18 protein-coding genes are annotated in these 16,680 nt (G+C 69.8%); 17 read left to right on the top strand and 1 reads right to left on the bottom strand.

The genetic code is table 11. From position 1 onward, the window contains the following. The first annotated feature begins 243 nt into the window (after positions 1–243). From ACZ619_RS40540 to ACZ619_RS40515, 6 genes are all read left to right on the top strand, one after another. Positions 244–792 carry a peptidylprolyl isomerase gene (locus tag ACZ619_RS40540; RefSeq protein ID WP_469610392.1) on the top strand — a complete coding sequence of 183 codons (549 nt, stop codon included), beginning with the start codon at positions 244–246 and terminating at the stop codon, positions 790–792. Between the two features lie 128 nt (positions 793–920). Further along, positions 921–1,229, top strand: a complete 309-nt coding sequence (locus tag ACZ619_RS40535) for a hypothetical protein (protein ID WP_469610390.1) — start codon at positions 921–923, stop codon at positions 1,227–1,229. A gap of 162 nt (positions 1,230–1,391) precedes the next feature. Continuing rightward, positions 1,392–1,862, top strand: a complete 471-nt coding sequence (locus tag ACZ619_RS40530) for a hypothetical protein (RefSeq protein WP_469610389.1) — start codon at positions 1,392–1,394, stop codon at positions 1,860–1,862. Between the two features lie 1,062 nt (positions 1,863–2,924). Further along, positions 2,925–3,350, top strand: coding sequence for a hypothetical protein (locus tag ACZ619_RS40525; protein WP_469610386.1), 426 nt, complete (start codon positions 2,925–2,927; stop codon positions 3,348–3,350). Positions 3,351–3,353: 3 nt separating this feature from the next. Then, entirely contained in the window at positions 3,354–4,469 is a 1,116-nt protein-coding gene (locus ACZ619_RS40520; protein ID WP_469610384.1) for an MAB_1171c family putative transporter, read from the top strand. A gap of 28 nt (positions 4,470–4,497) precedes the next feature. After that, the gene (locus tag ACZ619_RS40515) at positions 4,498–5,700 is read left to right on the top strand and encodes an amidohydrolase family protein (protein WP_469610381.1); all 1,203 of its coding nucleotides are present in this window, start codon (positions 4,498–4,500) and stop codon (positions 5,698–5,700) included. 42 nt (positions 5,701–5,742) lie between these two features. Here the strand turns inward: ACZ619_RS40515 and ACZ619_RS40510 are convergent, their stop codons facing one another. Then, positions 5,743–6,648, bottom strand: coding sequence for a helix-turn-helix domain-containing protein (locus ACZ619_RS40510; RefSeq protein WP_469610379.1), 906 nt, complete (start codon positions 6,646–6,648; stop codon positions 5,743–5,745). A 1,086-nt stretch (positions 6,649–7,734) separates the two neighbouring features. Between ACZ619_RS40510 and ACZ619_RS40505 the strand changes: the two genes are divergently transcribed. The 11 genes from ACZ619_RS40505 to ACZ619_RS40455 all read left to right on the top strand — a co-directional run bounded on the left by ACZ619_RS40505 (position 7,735) and on the right by ACZ619_RS40455 (position 16,624). Continuing rightward, positions 7,735–8,640, top strand: coding sequence for a helix-turn-helix domain-containing protein (locus ACZ619_RS40505; RefSeq protein ID WP_469610376.1), 906 nt, complete (start codon positions 7,735–7,737; stop codon positions 8,638–8,640). 5 nt (positions 8,641–8,645) lie between these two features. Then, a complete protein-coding gene (locus ACZ619_RS40500) occupies positions 8,646–9,338 on the top strand; it encodes a zinc finger domain-containing protein (protein WP_469610373.1) in 693 nt (230 codons plus the stop codon). A gap of 148 nt (positions 9,339–9,486) precedes the next feature. Continuing rightward, positions 9,487–10,140, top strand: coding sequence for a WhiB family transcriptional regulator (locus ACZ619_RS40495; RefSeq protein ID WP_469610370.1), 654 nt, complete (start codon positions 9,487–9,489; stop codon positions 10,138–10,140). After that, positions 10,137–11,843 (top strand): hypothetical protein, encoded by a 1,707-nt coding sequence (locus ACZ619_RS40490; protein WP_469610368.1) that lies wholly within the window; start codon positions 10,137–10,139, stop codon positions 11,841–11,843. The genes ACZ619_RS40495 and ACZ619_RS40490 overlap by 4 nt, the downstream gene beginning before the upstream one ends. After that, positions 11,840–12,031: a hypothetical protein gene (locus ACZ619_RS40485; protein ID WP_469610366.1), complete on the top strand. Its 192-nt coding sequence runs from the start codon at positions 11,840–11,842 to the stop codon at positions 12,029–12,031. Before ACZ619_RS40490 ends, ACZ619_RS40485 begins: the two co-directional genes overlap by 4 nt. A 165-nt stretch (positions 12,032–12,196) precedes the next feature. Continuing rightward, complete coding sequence (locus ACZ619_RS40480) at positions 12,197–12,364, top strand: hypothetical protein (RefSeq protein ID WP_469610364.1); 168 nt, start codon at positions 12,197–12,199, stop codon at positions 12,362–12,364. A gap of 302 nt (positions 12,365–12,666) precedes the next feature. Next, on the top strand, positions 12,667–13,023 hold the full coding sequence (locus ACZ619_RS40475) for a plasmid mobilization protein (protein WP_469610362.1): 357 nt from the start codon (positions 12,667–12,669) through the stop codon (positions 13,021–13,023). Then, positions 13,020–14,744: a relaxase/mobilization nuclease domain-containing protein gene (locus ACZ619_RS40470; RefSeq protein WP_469610359.1), complete on the top strand. Its 1,725-nt coding sequence runs from the start codon at positions 13,020–13,022 to the stop codon at positions 14,742–14,744. Before ACZ619_RS40475 ends, ACZ619_RS40470 begins: the two co-directional genes overlap by 4 nt. 82 nt (positions 14,745–14,826) lie before the next feature. Further along, positions 14,827–15,249: a hypothetical protein gene (locus ACZ619_RS40465; RefSeq protein WP_469610357.1), complete on the top strand. Its 423-nt coding sequence runs from the start codon at positions 14,827–14,829 to the stop codon at positions 15,247–15,249. A 91-nt stretch (positions 15,250–15,340) separates the two neighbouring features. After that, on the top strand, positions 15,341–16,027 hold the full coding sequence (locus ACZ619_RS40460) for a hypothetical protein (RefSeq protein ID WP_469610355.1): 687 nt from the start codon (positions 15,341–15,343) through the stop codon (positions 16,025–16,027). 174 nt (positions 16,028–16,201) lie between these two features. Then, positions 16,202–16,624: an NUDIX domain-containing protein gene (locus ACZ619_RS40455; RefSeq protein WP_469610352.1), complete on the top strand. Its 423-nt coding sequence runs from the start codon at positions 16,202–16,204 to the stop codon at positions 16,622–16,624. Positions 16,625–16,680 lie beyond the last annotated feature (56 nt).

Raw genomic sequence — 16,680 nt, 5'->3', positions numbered from 1 at the left:
GCAACTTGACGGCCCGGGCAGCGTCAGTATCTGGCTGGTTACCCGTACGGCGAACCGTCACTGCGCCCCCTCGGGCTGGCACCGCAATAGCGAGCCGCCCGCTGCTCAGCCGCGCAGACTGCCGTGCCCGGCCGCTCCACCTCCGCCTGTCGGCGCCGTGTCTTTACGCCGGTGAGCGTAAATAGCCTGCTTCGATGCGATGAGGCCGATTTCATCGCAAAGTCGCAGTGCAGGACGGATCACATGCAGCAAGAATTCACCGCGACGATTAGCACGTCGCTGGGGCAGATCCTCGTGAATCTGTTCCTGGGAGAAGTAAGGGAGCCTGTCATCCAGTTCTACGCTCTCGCGTCGGGGACCGGGAGCTGGGTAGACCCGCGAACGGGCAGCATCGGGGTCGGCCCGATCTACGACGGGACGATCATCCACCGCGTAATCGACGGGGTCATGATCCAAGGGGGAGACCGGATGGGTGATGGGACCGGCGGCCCAGGGTTCTCGCGCCCGAATGAAGTCCATCCCGATCTGACATTCGAGCGGCCTTACATGCTGGCCCTGACTGCTACCGAACCAGATGCCATCGGCTCGCAGTTCCTCATCACGACCCGGCCAGCGCCGGACCTCAACGGCCTGCACACGATCATCGGCGAGGTAACTCAGGGACAAGACGTCGTCGACGCCATCGCCCACGTCCCGACAGACCAGGACGGCCGCCCCCGGGAGGAAGTAGTCGTTCACTCCATCAGGACCAACCGCTCCCCCTTCGAAGGGGAGCCGTACATCGACATCTGAGTACGTCATCAAGCGGGCCCAGCCACGGGCCGCACCCCAGGCCACCCTTCCCCGGCACGGGCGCCGCTTCAACGCCGACTGGGGAACTCGCGGCAAACCGGAGTACCACCCCGTCCTCCTGAACCTGGGTGCGGAGTCCCAAGCCGACATCGGCGTCGGCGGGGCCCGCGACCGCCGCCGACGGCCTCAGCTGGCTGCGCACCGCTACCGCCGACCTGGTCTCGCTGATGGAGAAGGGCAGGCCCATCAACCGCGGCCGGGTAGCGCAGATCCTCAAGACCGCGTCCGGCGGCGGCGCCCCGGTCCCCGGCCACATCGAGGCCCTCTCATGGGCGCTGAGCGAGCGCGGGGACGGGGCCGTGGAGCTGCTGCGCGACCTTCTCGACGCCCTTGACACCGGGATCCGGGAACACGACGCCGCCAAGGAGAAGGAGTAGAGACAGCTCGGCGGCTACAAGCCGCCGAACAGGCGCATGACACAGGTACAGCACATAAGCAAATCACCCGACATTCCGGAAGCGGTGCACGGTCTCCTGCGGCGCTGATGGCCGAGCAGCGCACATTTACCGACTGTGGCGTCCCGCTTTACCGTCTGGCCCATGCCGTGGATAACGCTGGCCAGCGCCGTCGTCGGCGCCCTGATCGCGACCGCCTCCGCCGCCTTGCTTGACCGCACCCGATGGCGCCGAGACAAAGACGAGCGCCTGCTCGCTGCACGCCGCACCCTGTACAGCGAGTACCTTGCCGTCCTTTCCCAGGCCCGCAACGCCTTCCGCAGCCTCGCGCGGACCGATGGCCTGGGTCCGGCCGAGCGGGAGCACGCCGCCCGCGACAGCTTCGGGCCGTGTTACGGCATGCGGTACCAGATGGCAGTCACGGCAACACCGGACGTCTTCGCAGCCTCCGAGCACGCCTTCCGCCGCCTCCGGGATGTACGCGACCTCGCCGCGGCCGGCACCCGCGCGGACGACGAAAGCTACGCCCACGGCCGCACCGAATACGAGGCCGCTCTCGGCCAGCTAGTCGACACCATGCGCCTTGGCCTGGGAGCCGACCGGACACCCGTCTAGGACATCCCGACCCGGCTTGCCCCAGCCACCCCGGAGGTAACTCGCCGCCCGAACGCCACCCGTGTGACCCGTGCGCCTGTTGCTCCTGATCTTATTTGCGATCGAGAAATGCCAGAGCGATCACCCCGACTCGTACGGGCACGCCACCTCCACACCGCGAGCAGGCAAAACGTCAAAACTGGACATACTTTCGCTCGTCAAGTCACCCAGAGAGCGCTCAGAGTGGCCGAAAACATCACCACCACACAACCGGCATGGCGACACATCGTCCAGCACATGCCACACGGAGGTGACCGCCCCCACATCCACACTTTCACCATCGGCAACTGACGTTAACTTGGCACTTATTACCGTTACGCCCGATTACCTCTCCCGTAAATATCTCGAAGAGATAACAGAAGTGTGCACTCGCGAGAGGAGTGTGACCAGTATGAACACAAGACGAAGCGCCAGGTCACACTCATGATCATTAAAGCGTTGAGTCGATTTGACGCTTTTCCGCACTCCGATCGGCACCTCTCCGTTGGCTACCGAGGGGTACTTTCCGGCCTTGATCTCTATCGAGCTTCACGTAAGGTCCGAGTGACCCCGGGGACCTCATCGAAGGATTCCTAGCAGGGTGATTGCTGTTCGCTCTAGTGACCGATGGTGTACGGGGTGGAGCATCTGCGTCCTCGTGACCCGCTCACGAAAGCGGACACGGACACTTCTTCCGGTGCCGGCCTGGGCTCTGTGATCACCCTCGTGCGTACCGCCGGGGCCAGACAACGTTGACCCGTGGTGGCTGGGACATGGCTCGCGCTCCGAGCCATGTCCCAGCCGGTACGAAGGGATTGCTCAATGTCTCCCGGAGGAAGCCGCCGTGGCGGCCCGGAACCTGCGGTGCCGGCGAAAGCTCGGGTGAGCCTGCGCCGGCTAGGACGGTGGCGCACGGCTGAGCGACGCACCGTGGAACGCGATCTCCACCGTCGGCTGCGCCAAGAGCTTCGCAGCCTGGGCGTCGTCCCGCCGCTTGACGTGGACAAGCTGGTCAAAGCCCTTAGCGAACGGCGTGGCCGGCCCATGGTCCTGCGCCCCTGGGCGCTGGAGAAGCCTGGGCCCTCGGGGCTGTGGATCGATTACCCGCAGATGGACGTGATCCTCTACCAGGAGGAGACGACACGGCTGCACCAGCGGCAGATCATCCTCCACGAGGTCCTCCACGTCCTCGTCGCCGAGTGGGACGAGGGCAAGGAGAACGCTCCAGAGGTACCTGCGGAGGAGTTCGTCGAGTCCTGGTCCGACCTCGTTCCTGACCTGGATCCCAAGCTGATCCGGCGGGTGGCCGCACGCTGCTCGTACGACGACGCGGAGGAGTGCTCGGTCGAGCTGGCGGCCACCATCATTTTGGAGTGGTCCTCGGTGGTCGACGCGCTCCCGGCGCTGTCGGAGGATCCACGCGTGCGTCGGGTGCAGGCTGCTTTGGGCGACCGGCGAGGGTGGTTGTAGACCGTGGCCAAGTACCTTCTTCTGATCATCGCGGGTGCCGTCGTGTGGCGGCTCTACCTGTGGTTGCGTGCACCGGACGATGCTCCGACCCGGTCGGTGGCGCTGGCTCTGCTGAGCATGGGCCTGTCATATCCGGTGGCCATGCCGGGCGGCGCCCATGGCATCGACACCCTGGCCGGCCACGGGATGGCGCGGCTCGTCCAGAACCTGCTCCTGCTGCTGGCCATGTACTTCCTGATGTGCTTCTACCTGTACTCGGCCGACGGGCCTGCCGCGCACGGTCGCGCCCGGCGTGAGGCCCTGGTCATGGGCCTGGTCGCGGTGGCAATCACCGTGGCGGCGGTGAGCGTGCCGGATCAGGAGCTGGGCGCGCCGTACGCGACGGTGAACATGACCGTGCTGCCGATCTTCTTGTTCTACACCGTCGCCGGCCTGTACATGATGTATGCGGTCGGCGCGGCGGGGTGGTGGTCGGCACGCTACGCGCGCATGTCCGGCCGTCCGTACGCCACCGGGTTGTGGATGGCGGCGATCGGTCTGGGCGGGATGGCGTTGGCCTGCGCGATCCGCGCCGTCTTCGTCACCATCCGGTGGACCGGCGGTCTCGTGCCGATCCGGATCAACACCTACGTGTCGGTGCTCCTGGTGGTCTCCAGCCTGGCATTCGCCGCCGGCGTCACCTATTCCGTGGCGCGCGCGAAGATCACCGCCACGAAGCTGTGGCTGCGCCGACGTCGGGACCACCGCCGGCTGGCGCCCTTGTGGCAGTTGCTGATCGAGGTCTATCCGGAGAACGAACTGCGTCCCGCTTCGCAAGGGGTGTGGGACCGGTGGCGGTCGCGTGGTGTGCATCGCCGGTACCACCGGCGGATCGTGGAGTGCCGTGACGGACTGGTGGATATCAGCCCTTACGTGGTGCACGAGTGGGAAGGTGTCAACGTGCTGGACCTCGGGCCGGCGCAGTTGGCCCAGCGTCTGCGCACCGCGGCCGAGATGGTCAAGCAGGGTGTCCCGGCTCCCGGGCCGGCGATCGCGCTGGCGGTACCGAAGGGGGACGACACGAACGCGGACGTACACCAGCTGCTTGCGGTGTCGGAGAACCTCCGGCGGGCCGCGTGACCTGGGCAGGATAAGGAGACGAGAGCACATGCTGATCACGGCAGGCCGGGTCCTGACCGGTTCGGGAACATACCTGGAGGACGGTGCCGTCCTCGTCGAGGGCGATGCGATCGCCGCCGTGGGCCCGCGCGTGCAGCTCGCCGAGCGCGCAGGGTCGGACGGGGTGCAGCTCGCGTTTCCCGACGCGACGGTCGTGCCGGGGCTCATCGACGCCCACGTTCACCTGGTGTTCGACGGCAGCGCCGATCCCCTGGCCGCGCTCAGCGAGTGCGACGACGATGCCCTGCTCGCGGGCATGCGCCAGCGCGCAGAACAGCTCGTCTCCAGCGGCGTCACGACCGTCCGGGACCTGGGTGACCGCAACCACCTGGCCCTGCGCCTGAACGAAGAGATCGAACAGCGGCGCACGCGGGGACCACGGATCGTGTCGGCAGGCACGCCGTTGACGGTGCCCGGCGGGCACTGCCACTTCCTGGGCGGCGAGGTCTTCGGCGAGACCGCGGTCAGGGCCCTGGTACGTCGCAACCTGGCGGCCGGCGCCCGCGTGATCAAGGTCATGGCGAGCGGCGGCGGTCTGACCAAGGACGGGCCAAAGAGCTGGCAGCCCCAGTTCTCCACAGGCGAGCTGCGGGCCCTGGTGGACGAGGCCCACCAGGCCGGGGTGCCGGTGGCCGCGCACGCCCACAGCGCGGCCGGCATCGCGGCCGCCGTGGAGGCCGGTGTGGACACCATCGAACACTGCTCCTGGATGACGGAGGACGGATTCGCCCTGCGCCAGGAGGTCCTCAAGAAGATCGTCGAGCGGGGCATCGCGGTCTGCCCGGCCGTCAGCCCGCACTGGCAGATGGCGGCCCGCATCTTCGGCGAGGAACGGACGAAGGTCCTGTTCGGGCAGGTCCGGGAGATGGCCGAGGCCGGTGTACGCCTGATCGCCGGGACCGACGCCGGGGTACAGCGCACCGGGTTCGACGGCACGCTGGCCGGCGCGCTCGGCTTCTACGCGCACCTGGGCATGCCGAACGCCCAGGTCCTCGACATGGCGACCGCTGACGCCGCCGACGCTCTCGGAATCGGCGGGTCGACCGGCCGGATCCAGCCAAGGTTCAGCGCGGACCTGCTGGTCATCGACGGCGACCCGCTGACCGACCTGAGTGCGCTCAAGGAAATCCGCGCCGTCGTCACCGCAGGCCAGGTGCACGATCCCGGGCCGCGGCCCGGGCAGCAGTCCTAGCCCGTTTCCGGCCTGCACCCTCGCGTGGGAGTGCAGGCCGCGCTACGTGGAGCCGCCCTCCTGCTCCGCCATCTCCGCCGCCAGCTGGTTGATCAGCGCCAGCGTCTTGGGCGGCAGGCCCCGCCCGCCCAGGCCACGGGCCCTCACCCGGCCCACGGCGCCCTGTCTCGCGCCGGCCAGCAGCTGCAGACCTTCATAGACCTGGGCAGCCACGGCCTCGTCCGGCTCGAAGTACATCCGCGACACACCGAACACGGCGGCCAGCGCATCCAGGACCACCGGTGCCGCCGCGTCCGTGACACCGGTCCGCAGATCCTCGAAGTCGTTCTCCGTGAGGACATCCGCGCCCGCGTGCGCGTTGACCGCGGCCGCCATCTCCTCATCCGAGGGAGGTCCCTGCGGGCCGGGGTAGGAGCGCTGCAAGATCAGGGTGATTTTCTCGCTGAGGGACTCCGGTGGCCGGCCCGAGTCCACAGCCGTGGCTTCCTGGGTGCCGGGCTCTGGCTCTGTGCCGTTCTTCCTTGCCTCTGCGGCGGCGAAAGAACGATCCTCCGCCCGGCGCAAGTCCATCTCGCTGACGCCGTACTTCGCAGCCAGGATGGGGATGTACTTGGCCTGGAGCCGACGCTCCCCACGTTCAGCTCCCGCGACAGGGCTGGCGCTCTTGGTACCGAGCACCGCCGCCGTCTCCTTCTGGTAGATGCCGGCATCACAGCGGAGATCGGCCAGGTCAGGCAGCCCGACACGGGGAAACAGAACGTCCAGATCGCCCCCGAGCGCCGCGGCGTAGGCAGGAAGCTTCTCCGGGTCGGGCGCGGTGTTGCCGGCCTCCCAGTTCGCCACCGCGGAGTCGGTCATACCCAGCTCTGTCGCCACCTCGATCTGGTGGCGGTCAGCTGCTCGCCGAACACGGCGGGCACGATGCCGGTCGAACTGGCGGGCAGACATCTGACCTCGGATTCTCTCCAAAATGAAGCGGGCACATCGTGTTGACTTTCGCTTCTGCCAAGAATAGCTTCAGTTTAGCGATAACGCGACAGACCCGCACGTCAGCGGCCTGTCGAATCGCCCGCAGTCCCGCCGGGCGGCGGTGAAAGCCGCCCCACACCGGGCCCTCTCGCCCTCATCAGGAAGTCCGCACGATGTCGCACCAGCTCTTACGCCGTCCGGCGTGACGTACACCGCGGCACCCGCATCACGCACGATGCCGGAGGCACGGATCGCTCTGGATTTTCGGCCGTCGGCGTGAGGCCGACGGTGACAAGAGTGACGTTGCGCCCTGTCGGGGTCACGTCTGCCCACAGCGCAGCACGGTCTACCGCATGCCTATCGCCGCCGAAGCGGTCGCCCAGGCCCAGCGCGAGGAGCAGTAGGAGGAGGAAGACGGCGACACAGCCGCGGGAGACGAGCATGCCGCTACCTCCGGCGCCGCCCCACTCACACTGCTCTGCTTCGCGTCGCGGCATGACTCATGAAGAGCGGCGCCAAGGTCGCCTCCGAGTACGCCGAGGCCATCAGTCTGCTGTCTGCATGCCTGATGCCTCCATCCGTAGAAGCATGCGCCGCTGCCCGCCGCTGCGACTTGTAGAGAGTCCTTTAGCAAGGTCTGGATCTTGCCGCACCGCCTGCATATGTTCGTCGTCCCTCGCAGGGCACCCCGCCCGGCGGCAGACGACGCTAGGAGCCATGTGCTGAACGGGCGATATAGCCAGCTGAGATAGCCCTGAACACAGCGACGGCGCCCAGGGAGCGGTAACTCCCGGACGCCGGACGCCAGATGGCACTCCTGCCCCGGCAAGGGCGGAGTTTCACCCACCTTCACCGCGCCGGCCCTTTCCACGGGGCACACCGGCGCGGGCTTCACTACGGAGAAGAGTCTTCCATGCCGCCTGCCCTGCGCAAAAGACCGGTGTCCCCGGCTCGCGCGGCAGCCATCCTCGCTTCGCCGCTCGGCTCCCTGACCGCGCACCGGCTGTTCTGCGCCGTAGTGCCGGAGTCGGCGCCCAGGGCCCGGTACGTTGGGGCGGTGACCCGATGAGCCGGGACACTCGTGAGTGGGCGTGGGAGTACAGCGCCAGCCGCGGAAACGCGCGCCTGGTACTGCTGTCGATCGCCGACCGGATCCCTGACGAGCAGTGCGTCGCCTGGGCGTCCCTCACCTCGCTGATGAAGCGTACGAACGCCAGCCGCAACGCCGTGCGCGCTGCTTTGGCCGCCCTGGTCGAGAACGGCGAGCTGGAGGTGCTGGACGACCTCGACGGCCCGCAGCACAGCACGGTCTACCGGCTTCCCCGCGCCGCTGCGTGGCTGGCCAAAGTCGCGGCTGCCCGCATGGACGACGCCGAGGCGTACGTCGCGCCCCCTGCCCAGTCCGATCCGGTGCCCGACCTGGACATCGAACGGCTGCGCAGGCACGGGATCTGGCCCCGGACCGGGTCGGAATCCGACCCCCATCGTCGGGATCTGACCGGGTCGGATTCTGCACCCCCTCGTCGGAACTTGACCCCTCCCCGGGTCAAAGCCCGACCCTCCTCCGGGTCTGAATCTGACCCCCAGAACCGTAGTGAACCGAAGGTGAACCGTAGGTACAGCAGCAGTGGTGCTGCCGACCTCACCTCCGTCGCGGACTGGCAGGTCGACGACGCCAGCCTGTCCTGGGCCCAGCAGCAGGGGCATCTAGCCCGCCTCGGCGAGCACGGTCTGGAGGCTGCCGACGCGAAGTGGCGCCACCATCGAGCCTCCTGGAGCCCACGGCCCGCCTCGACCTGGGCTGCCGACTGGCGGAGCTGGATCGCCCGCGAGCACAGCCCCGCACCCCAACGCGCAAATCTCTACGCCCTGCCCGGCGGCACCCCCGCGCCGCAGGCCGGTATGACCCGCGCCGATGCGCACATGGCCGCCCTGCTCGCCGCCGTCGACAAGCGAACCGGAACGGAGTAACTACCTTGAATCACCGCGAAGTTGCTGCCGTGCTCACCTATGCCGGCCGCCTCGACCCCCGTCTCATCCGCACCGACCCGGGCGAGGCTGACAACCAGCTCGACACCTGGCACGAGCTGCTCGGCGATGTCCCTATGGCCACCGGCCGGGGCTGGGACGTGCGCGAGATCGTCCGCAAGCGCATGGTGAGTTCCCCGTATCCGATCCTGCCAGCCGACGTGGCCCGCGAATGGCAGGCACACCGCCGCGACCGCCTGGCCCGGCACACCGACCCGACCCCGATGGCCGACCCGGACAATCCGGAAGCCTGGAGGGCCGAGCTGCTCGCGGCGCGCGACGCCGTGGCCGCCGGGCAGACGGCCCCCTCGCCTCACCGTGGGATCACCGCCGGGCGCCATCGGCCGGGCCTGAAGGACCAGCTGGCCGCCGTCGGCCGGTACATCCCGCCCGCCGTGCGCGCCGAGCTGGCCCCCTACCGCCCGGCCCGCGCCGCCCGGGAAGCCGCCATCGCCGCCGGAGGACCCGATGTCCTCAGCGTGCCGTGCGAGTGGTGTCACGCCCCCGAGGGCGAGCCCTGCCGTCGCCGTCGCCTCACCCTCGACGGCACCGCCCGGGGCAGCGCACCGCGCGCCACGGCTCACCCCGGCCGCATCGACCGCGCCCGGGCTGCTCAGACCCAGCAGGCGTCCACCGCCTGACCGCAGCCCACTTCTCCACAGAAACGTTCCTTCTGCGGTTCGGCCCCACGCCGCACCCCGAGCCCGCCTCGCCGTCGACACGCCGCACCCCTGTCCGCCACCGGTACCGCGTGGCCCGCGCCCGCCGAGGCGACTTCCGGAGACTGCCTTGCGTCACATCACCACCAACAACACGCCCACCCCCACGATTAGGGGCATCGCCGACCACAGCTGGCAGGAACGCGGCCAGTGCCACGGCCTGCCAGCCGAGGAGATCGACGAGCTGTTCTTCCCCGCGGCCCGCAACCGCGCGGCCATCGACACGGCCAAGGCGATCTGCGGCAGCTGCCCGGTGAAGAAAGCGTGCTTCGACTACGCCCTCGACAACGAGATCCGCCAGGGCGTGTGGGGAGGGCTCACCGAGGACGAGCGCCGCCCCTGGCACGCCAAGGTCAACAAGCGCCTCGACTATGCCCGCATCAAGGCCGCCTTCGAAGGCCGCGACGTCCACCTCAGCGACGCCGAGCGTGACGCCGTCACCCGCCACGCCTACGTCCGCGGCTGGAGCCCCGAGCGCCTCGCCTACGCCCTGCGACTCGACAACCTCGACTGGGCGCGCGACCTGATGCGCAACGCCGCCCACGCCGTCGCCGACCGCGACCGCTACTGGGGCCACACCGAACCGGAAGAGGCCACCACCGACGAGAACCCCGAGGACGACGTCTCCTCGGAGGAGGACACCGAGGACGCGGTCTCCCCGGTGCAGGTACCCCGCCAGGCGCACACCCACGCCCTGATCGCCGCTCTCCGAAAGGCCGCATGACTCCCCCCACCGCCATGTCCCCCCTTCCCTCCGGCATCGACCCTGTCCACCTCGTCGCGGCCGTCGGCGTGCTCGCCGGGCTGCTGGCCGGCTGGTCGCTCAGGCGCCGTCGCACCCGGGCAGGCGGCCCGCGCGCCTCCACCCCCGCGGTCTGGGTCGCGGCCCTCGCCGCCCTGAACTGCACCGTCTACAGCGCCGACACCAGCTGGCGGTTCGCCGCCGACTATCTCGACATCGCAGGCACGGCGGAGCGGGCCATGATGTTCAGCGCGGCCGAGCTGGCGCTGTTCGCGACCGCCCTGATGGCCCGGCAGAACCTGAAGACCAAGGGAGCGCCCGGCCTGCCGGGCGGTCTGGTATGGGTGATCACCGGGGTGCAGGTCATCCCGGCGTACGCCGAGTCGGGCACGGTGGGCGGCACCGTGCGGGCCTTCGCCGGTCCGGTCCTGGCGGCCGTGCTCTGGCACCTGGCCATGGGCATCGAGCTGCGGCTGCACAAGCCGGACGCCGCCTCCCAAGGGCTCCTCGCCACGCTCGGACGCGAGGTGCGGGAGCGCCTTCTTTCGCGTCTGGGCGTCGCCACCCGCAACCGCGACGCCGCGCAGATCACCAAGGACCGCGCGACCCGGCGGGCGGTGGCGCTCGCCTCCCAGCTGGCCTCGATGCCCGAGGAGGAGCGCGAGAAAGGCCATGGCCGCCGCATCACCCGCCGGCTCCAGTCGGCTCTCGCGCGATCCGGTGTCGGCACCGACCCGGCCCAACGCCGTGTCCTTCTGGAGCAGCTGGCTGCCCGCAGGCACGCCATGGCGCTCGCCACCGTGACCCTGCCGTCGCCCTGGAGTCCGCCCGCGCGCGACCAGGACGCCGATCGCGGGGACCGGTCCCCTCTCCCCGCGTTCCTCGCGGCTGCAGCGGCGGACGGGACGCAGGCGAGTACGGCCGTGAGCGCGGTCCCCGGCGGCGGTCCCCGCAGCACCGCATCGATCGGGGACCGGGCAGCCGGGGACCGTAGGGAACCGGGGACGGGACACGAACCCGACGGGGACCGTCCCCGCCCGGACTCCGCCGGCCAAGGGGACCAAGCCGCCGAGCGCGGCTCGGGCCCGCTGCACGAGGGCCAAGAAGCGGCGGTCGGTGACCGGGAGGCCGTACCCGCCAGGACCGAAGAGCCCGACAACGACGCGAGCCACAGTGCCGACAATGGGCACGAAGCCGCTGCTCAGGGGGGCATAGATGAGTCCCCGGTCCCCGTCCCCAGTGGGGACGGGGACCGGGAACACCCGGACGCCGAAACGGGGACGGAACACCACGGGGACCGTCCCCACACCGTCCCCGACGACGACGGGGACCGCGACCACCCCGCCACCGAAACGGGGACCGAGTCCCGTGGGGACCGTCCCCGCACGGTCCCCGTGCGGCGGGCGCCGAAGGCGCGGGCGTCCCGGAACCGGCCACACAGCAGTCAGCCCGCCCGGTCCCGGAGGCAGCCGAAGCTGAGCATCGAGGAGATGGTAGAGCGGGTCCGTCCCCACGTGCCCGCGCTGCTCAAGCGCGACGGGAACGAGTCCCTGACTCGGCCTCAGCTCCGGGAAATCCTCCGCGCCCAGCAGCTCCCGGGCGGCCGGAACGAGCACCTGACGCCGGTTCTGCAGCAGCTCCGCGACGAAGCGGGCACCACGACGGCACGGAGTACGACTCGATGAAGAACTGCCAGCGCTTCGCGCACATCAAGTCCGGCTTCGAGCAGGACATCCGCCTCCTGAGCGGTCATGCCGAGCGTTACCGGGGATCCGCCTCGGCGAAGACCAGCGCAAGGAACGCCCTCTCGCTGAGACGGAACATGGCGCGGGCCTTGAACCAACACCTCGACCGCTGCCCCGAATGCGGCTGACACCTGCAAAGCAGCAGGTCGAACCCCTGATTCCACCGATCCTTCCGGTGGCCCGACCTCGGCCGGGTCACCGCCACCGCGCTGGAGGAACCCGCTATTCCTGCCCGTCACCCGCGCACTCACGCGCCGTCCGTCGCTGAGGCCGCTGCCTGGGCGGAGGTGCTCGTGCGGCACGAGTTCCTGCACGCCGCCGTGCTCGCGCCGAACGGCCAGTGGCTCGTCCAGCACCACGCCGAATCCCCCGTCCAGATCCTCGGCGGCCCGGCCGCCATGGTCGATCTCGCCGCCGACATCCAGCACCGCATCCGTACCACGAGGAACCGCATCCGATGACAGATCCGACGACAACGCCCACCCCCGCTACGGGTGAGCCGGGAAGCAACTCCATTTCAGCGGGAGCAAGTTGGTGCAAGAGCATTGCTCCCGTTGGGAGCAATGCTCTTGCGTCTCCCGCCCCGGGGGTGGCGGGAGCGGATCGGCACCGGGGGGCGCCGATCCGCCAGGATGCGGCCGAGGGCGGCCCGCATCCTGGAGAGGGGGACAGCCACTCCTGCCACAGCAGCGACTGCGCCCACGCCATACCGCCGAAGCCCCACGTTCAGCAGCGTGAGCGCCTGCGCGACGAGAAGAAGCGCATGCACCAGCCGAGCTGCCGTATGAACGACGACGAATACCAGCTCCTCGTCCGTGCCGCAGCCGCCTGCCACATGAGCGTCGCCAGCTACCTCGCCCGCGCCGCGCTCACAGCCGCCCGCAACCTCGACCGCACCGCCGCGGAAATCGCCGGCGAACGCGAGATGCTGCACGAGCTGTTCGCCCTGAGAACCGCACTCAACCGGATCGGCAGCAACCTCAACCAGGTTGCGGCAGCACTGAATTCGGACGAGCCCGCGCCGCAGGCCAAATCGGTCCTTGCCGGTGTCGACCGGATCTCCCTGCGTGTGGACGCCTTCGTCCAGCGCCACCTGGACGGCGAGCGTCCCGCCGTATGATCCCCAGAGTCCACGACATGGGCGACGACACTTACGGCCTGCTGGAATACCTGTACGGCCCCGGCAAGGCCGAGGAGCACATCGACCCCCACCTCGTCGCCGCGTGGGATCGCCTGGCCCCCGACCCCGGCCGCGACCCCAAGACAACCAAGCGCGACCTGCAGCGCCTGCTGGACCAGCCGGTCATGGTCCTGCCCGAAAGCGCCAGGCCCGCCGAGCACGTATGGCACCTGTCCGTACGCGCTGCCCCCGAAGACCCGGCCCTCACCGACGAGCAGTGGGCGGACATCGCCCGCCGCATGGTCGCCGCCACCGGCATAGCCCCCGAAGGCGACGATGCCGCCTGCCGCTGGGCAGCCGTCCGCCACGCCGACGACCACATCCACATCATCGCCACCGTCGTCCGCCAGGACGGCCGCCGAGCCCGCATCCGCCACGACGGGGCCCGCTCCCAGGCGGAAGCCCGGAAGATCGAAGTCGACTACGGGCTGCGCCGGTTGAACACCGGCGACGGCACCGCCGCCCAGCGCCCCACCAGCGCCGAACGCCACAAGGCGAACCGCCGGGGCAGAGAACGAACCCCACGCGAGGAACTACGCGAGACGGTACGCCGCGCCGCCGCCGGCGCCGGAGGCGAGCAGGAGTTCTTCGACCGCCTGGCCGCCGCCGGCCTCCTGGTCCACCAGCGTGTCGCGCCCTCCGGCGATCTGCTCGGCTACAAGGTCGCACTGCCAGACGACCGCAACGAGGACCGGGATCCGATCTACTATTCGGGCTCCACCCTCGCCCCCGACCTGTCCCTCCCCAAGATCCGCGAACGGTGGGCCACGAGCGCCTCCCAGCCCGACCGCGACGCCACCGCCGAACCTTCCTCCGGCTCTGCCCTCATCAGCCCGTCGACCGCGCGTCGCCAGGCGACACGGGCGGTGTGGCAGGCCGTGCTCGTCCTCGACCAGGGCGATGACGGGCAGATTGCCGCGCAGCTCGCCGCGGCCGGCGAGGTCCTCGACGCCCTCGCCAAGACCTCGGCCGCGCACACCCGGCGCGAACTGCGCGATGCCGCCTTCGTGTTCGAGCGGGCCACGCGCTCCCACATCCGGGCCCAGCGAGGTCACGCCCGCGGTCTGCGGCAGGCCGCCCGTGACCTCGTCCACGGCGGGCCGACGCTCGGCCGTGGGGAGGACGGCGCCACCACCGCCATGCTGATCGACATGGTGTTCTTCCTGGTCACCGCCGCCGCACACTGGCACGGGATGAAGGAGCACGCCCAGCAGGCCGCTGCTGCCCGCGAGGCCGCCGAACACCTGCGCGCCGCCTACCAGGCCGCCGCCCCCGTGTTTCTGGGCGTCCTGCACCAGCGCGGCCGTCACCTGTCCCAGCCGCTGCGGCGCAGGCAGGCCGCCTTCCTGCGCCAGGCGGTGCCGGAGCTGGCCGAGCAGGTCCTGGCCGAGCCGGGCTGGTATGCGCTGGCCGCCACGCTCGCCGATGTCGAGAGCGCCGGTCACGACCCGGCCGGGCTCCTGGCCCAAGCTGCCGCCCGCCGCGAGCTGGACACCGCCGACTCGATCAGCGACGTCCTCGTGTGGCGGCTGCGGCGAATGGCCGATCTGCCCGCGGACGCCTCCTCCACGCCACCGCACACCTCCCCCGCGCGCACCGGCGCCCGCGAAACCGCGCAACGCACGGCGAAGGGCAAGGACCGTTCCAGCAAGACCCGCTGAATTCAACAATTCTAGAGTTGCAGCAGGTCAGAGACTTGCGGCACTCTCCTCGTGCAGGTGAGACGACAGAGATGGAGACCGCGTGTTCCGACGCAACCGTGCGGAGAGAGACTTCCGTGAAACCCAGCGTGCCGGCCAGGCGCTGCTGGCGATGCACACCGAGTGGCCGCTGCCCGACACACCCGGCCCAGCCAGCCCGGAGACCACGGTGCCGGACTTCCTGCCGCCGGACTTCCGGGCGCCGGTCCGCCAGGACGTCTCGGGCTTCATGATGCCCTGGGACCGGCCGCTCGTCATCGACGGGGAGGTCCACCAGTGCCACTGCGGTGCGTACCGGAACTGGATCGTCTTCAACATGCGCGACGAGTCGGTGTGGCTGCGCTGCCCGGCCGGCCACGAGACGAAGGAGCCGCGCCTGGACACCGCCTGGTACAACCGCAACTCCGGTCCGGTCGACCACTTCCACCCCACCCTCGAAGACGGGCTGCGCCACCTCGGCCACTGAAAGCCCGCGAAACCCCTGCCCCTGCGTTCGTCGGCGCCCGGAGAGCCGACCCGGTCAGACCGTCCGTCCCGCACCACCTAGGGGTTTCCGCATGCGCCTGTCCACCACGACCGCCCTCGGCCTGAGCGCCCTCTCCGTCCTTGTCCTGGCCGGCTGCTCCACCAGCACCGAGCCCACCACCTCCACGTCATCGTCCACACCCGCGCACCAAGACGGCACGGCGAAGGCGTCCAGGCCGCTGTCCTCGGCCCAGCTGAAGGCGCGGCTGCTGGGTGAGAGCGACCTGGGCGAGGGCTACACCCGCGCGCCACAGCCCACCGTCCGGCACGACGACGTCACTGTGATCGGCTGCCCGGCACTGGCCGAGCTCGGCGGCGACACGGCCACCAGCGGCAGCCTCAGTTTCCCCCGCAAGGCCAAGGTGTCCTTCACCTACGCCGGCGGCAGCAGCTCCGAGATGTCTGAGGAGCTCTACAGCGACAGCGCGGCGAAGCTGTCTAAGAGCATAGGCACGGTCTTCGACGCGATGCTCTCCTGCCCCACCTACCAGGTGGTGTCGGGCAGCACCGTCATCGACATGGGCACCACGAAGACGAGCGCCCCTCCGCTGGGCAACGAGCGGTGGAGCCAACTGCTCACCTACTCCGCCGGCGGGCAGCGCAACGTCGTCAAGCAGACGGCAATCCGCACTGGCAACGTCCTGGTCATCCTCTCCGGGTCTCCGGCTCTCGTCGACACCCACCTCACCGACGCCGTCCGGGCGGCGCAGGCCCGCTGACGCACGGCGCTCCGTCACGTCTCGTCCTCCCCTGCTGACCCAGGGCAGGACGAGACGCTCGTCGTCCGGCACTACCGTGTCGGCGGACGACGAACGCCCCGTCGGCGCCCTGATGCGGCCCGGGCTTCTGTCGTGCGCCATCAACACGTCGCCGTACGAGAGGAGGTCGCCGGGGTGGTGAAGCGTCCCACGAAGACACGCGGGTGTTTCGCGTTCGTCACCACACCGCGCCGTGAGGTCGTCCTGCAGCTGCGGGACGAGAAGGCCGGCATCGCCTGGCCGGGACACTGGTCGCTTCCCGGTGGCGGGTCCGAGGCGGACGAAACGCCGTTCGACACGGTCCTGCGGGAGTTGCTGGAGGAGACCGGCATCGTCCCGGAGACGATCGAGGAAGTGCCGGTCACCGCCTACGAGAAGGGCAAGAGGCCGCCCCACCTGTTCGCCGTGTCCTGGGCCGGCACCGAACGCGATCTCGTCCTCGGCGAAGGCCAAGCCCTGAGCCTGTTCCCCCTGGACTCACTGCCCGAGCCGATGCCGCCCCACGTCCGGCACTACATCGAACAACTCGCACCACGCCTGCCGCCGCCGTACCCCTGACGCGTCCAAGTTGTCCGGGCACCTGGCGTACGGGAACGGCACAGCGCCCCGACGTT

It is taken from the genome of Streptomyces sp. NPDC104367 (assembly GCF_055583825.1).
Note: the sequence above shows the minus strand (reverse complement) of the source record. Positions and strands in the feature narration are given on the sequence as shown.

Excerpts from the sequence above, each read along its gene's own strand:
- ACZ619_RS40540 (WP_469610392.1), top strand. The coding sequence starts at position 244 with ATGCAGCAAGAATTCACCGCGACGATTAGCACGTCGCTGGGGCAGATC.
- ACZ619_RS40530 (WP_469610389.1), top strand. The coding sequence starts at position 1,392 with ATGCCGTGGATAACGCTGGCCAGCGCCGTCGTCGGCGCCCTGATCGCG.
- ACZ619_RS40525 (WP_469610386.1), top strand. The coding sequence starts at position 2,925 with ATGGTCCTGCGCCCCTGGGCGCTGGAGAAGCCTGGGCCCTCGGGGCTG.
- ACZ619_RS40515 (WP_469610381.1), top strand. The coding sequence starts at position 4,498 with ATGCTGATCACGGCAGGCCGGGTCCTGACCGGTTCGGGAACATACCTG.
- ACZ619_RS40510 (WP_469610379.1), bottom strand. The coding sequence starts at position 6,648 with ATGTCTGCCCGCCAGTTCGACCGGCATCGTGCCCGCCGTGTTCGGCGA.
- ACZ619_RS40505 (WP_469610376.1), top strand. The coding sequence starts at position 7,735 with ATGAGCCGGGACACTCGTGAGTGGGCGTGGGAGTACAGCGCCAGCCGC.
- ACZ619_RS40490 (WP_469610368.1), top strand. The coding sequence starts at position 10,137 with ATGACTCCCCCCACCGCCATGTCCCCCCTTCCCTCCGGCATCGACCCT.
- ACZ619_RS40485 (WP_469610366.1), top strand. The coding sequence starts at position 11,840 with ATGAAGAACTGCCAGCGCTTCGCGCACATCAAGTCCGGCTTCGAGCAG.
- ACZ619_RS40475 (WP_469610362.1), top strand. The coding sequence starts at position 12,667 with ATGCACCAGCCGAGCTGCCGTATGAACGACGACGAATACCAGCTCCTC.
- ACZ619_RS40470 (WP_469610359.1), top strand. The coding sequence starts at position 13,020 with ATGATCCCCAGAGTCCACGACATGGGCGACGACACTTACGGCCTGCTG.
- ACZ619_RS40460 (WP_469610355.1), top strand. The coding sequence starts at position 15,341 with ATGCGCCTGTCCACCACGACCGCCCTCGGCCTGAGCGCCCTCTCCGTC.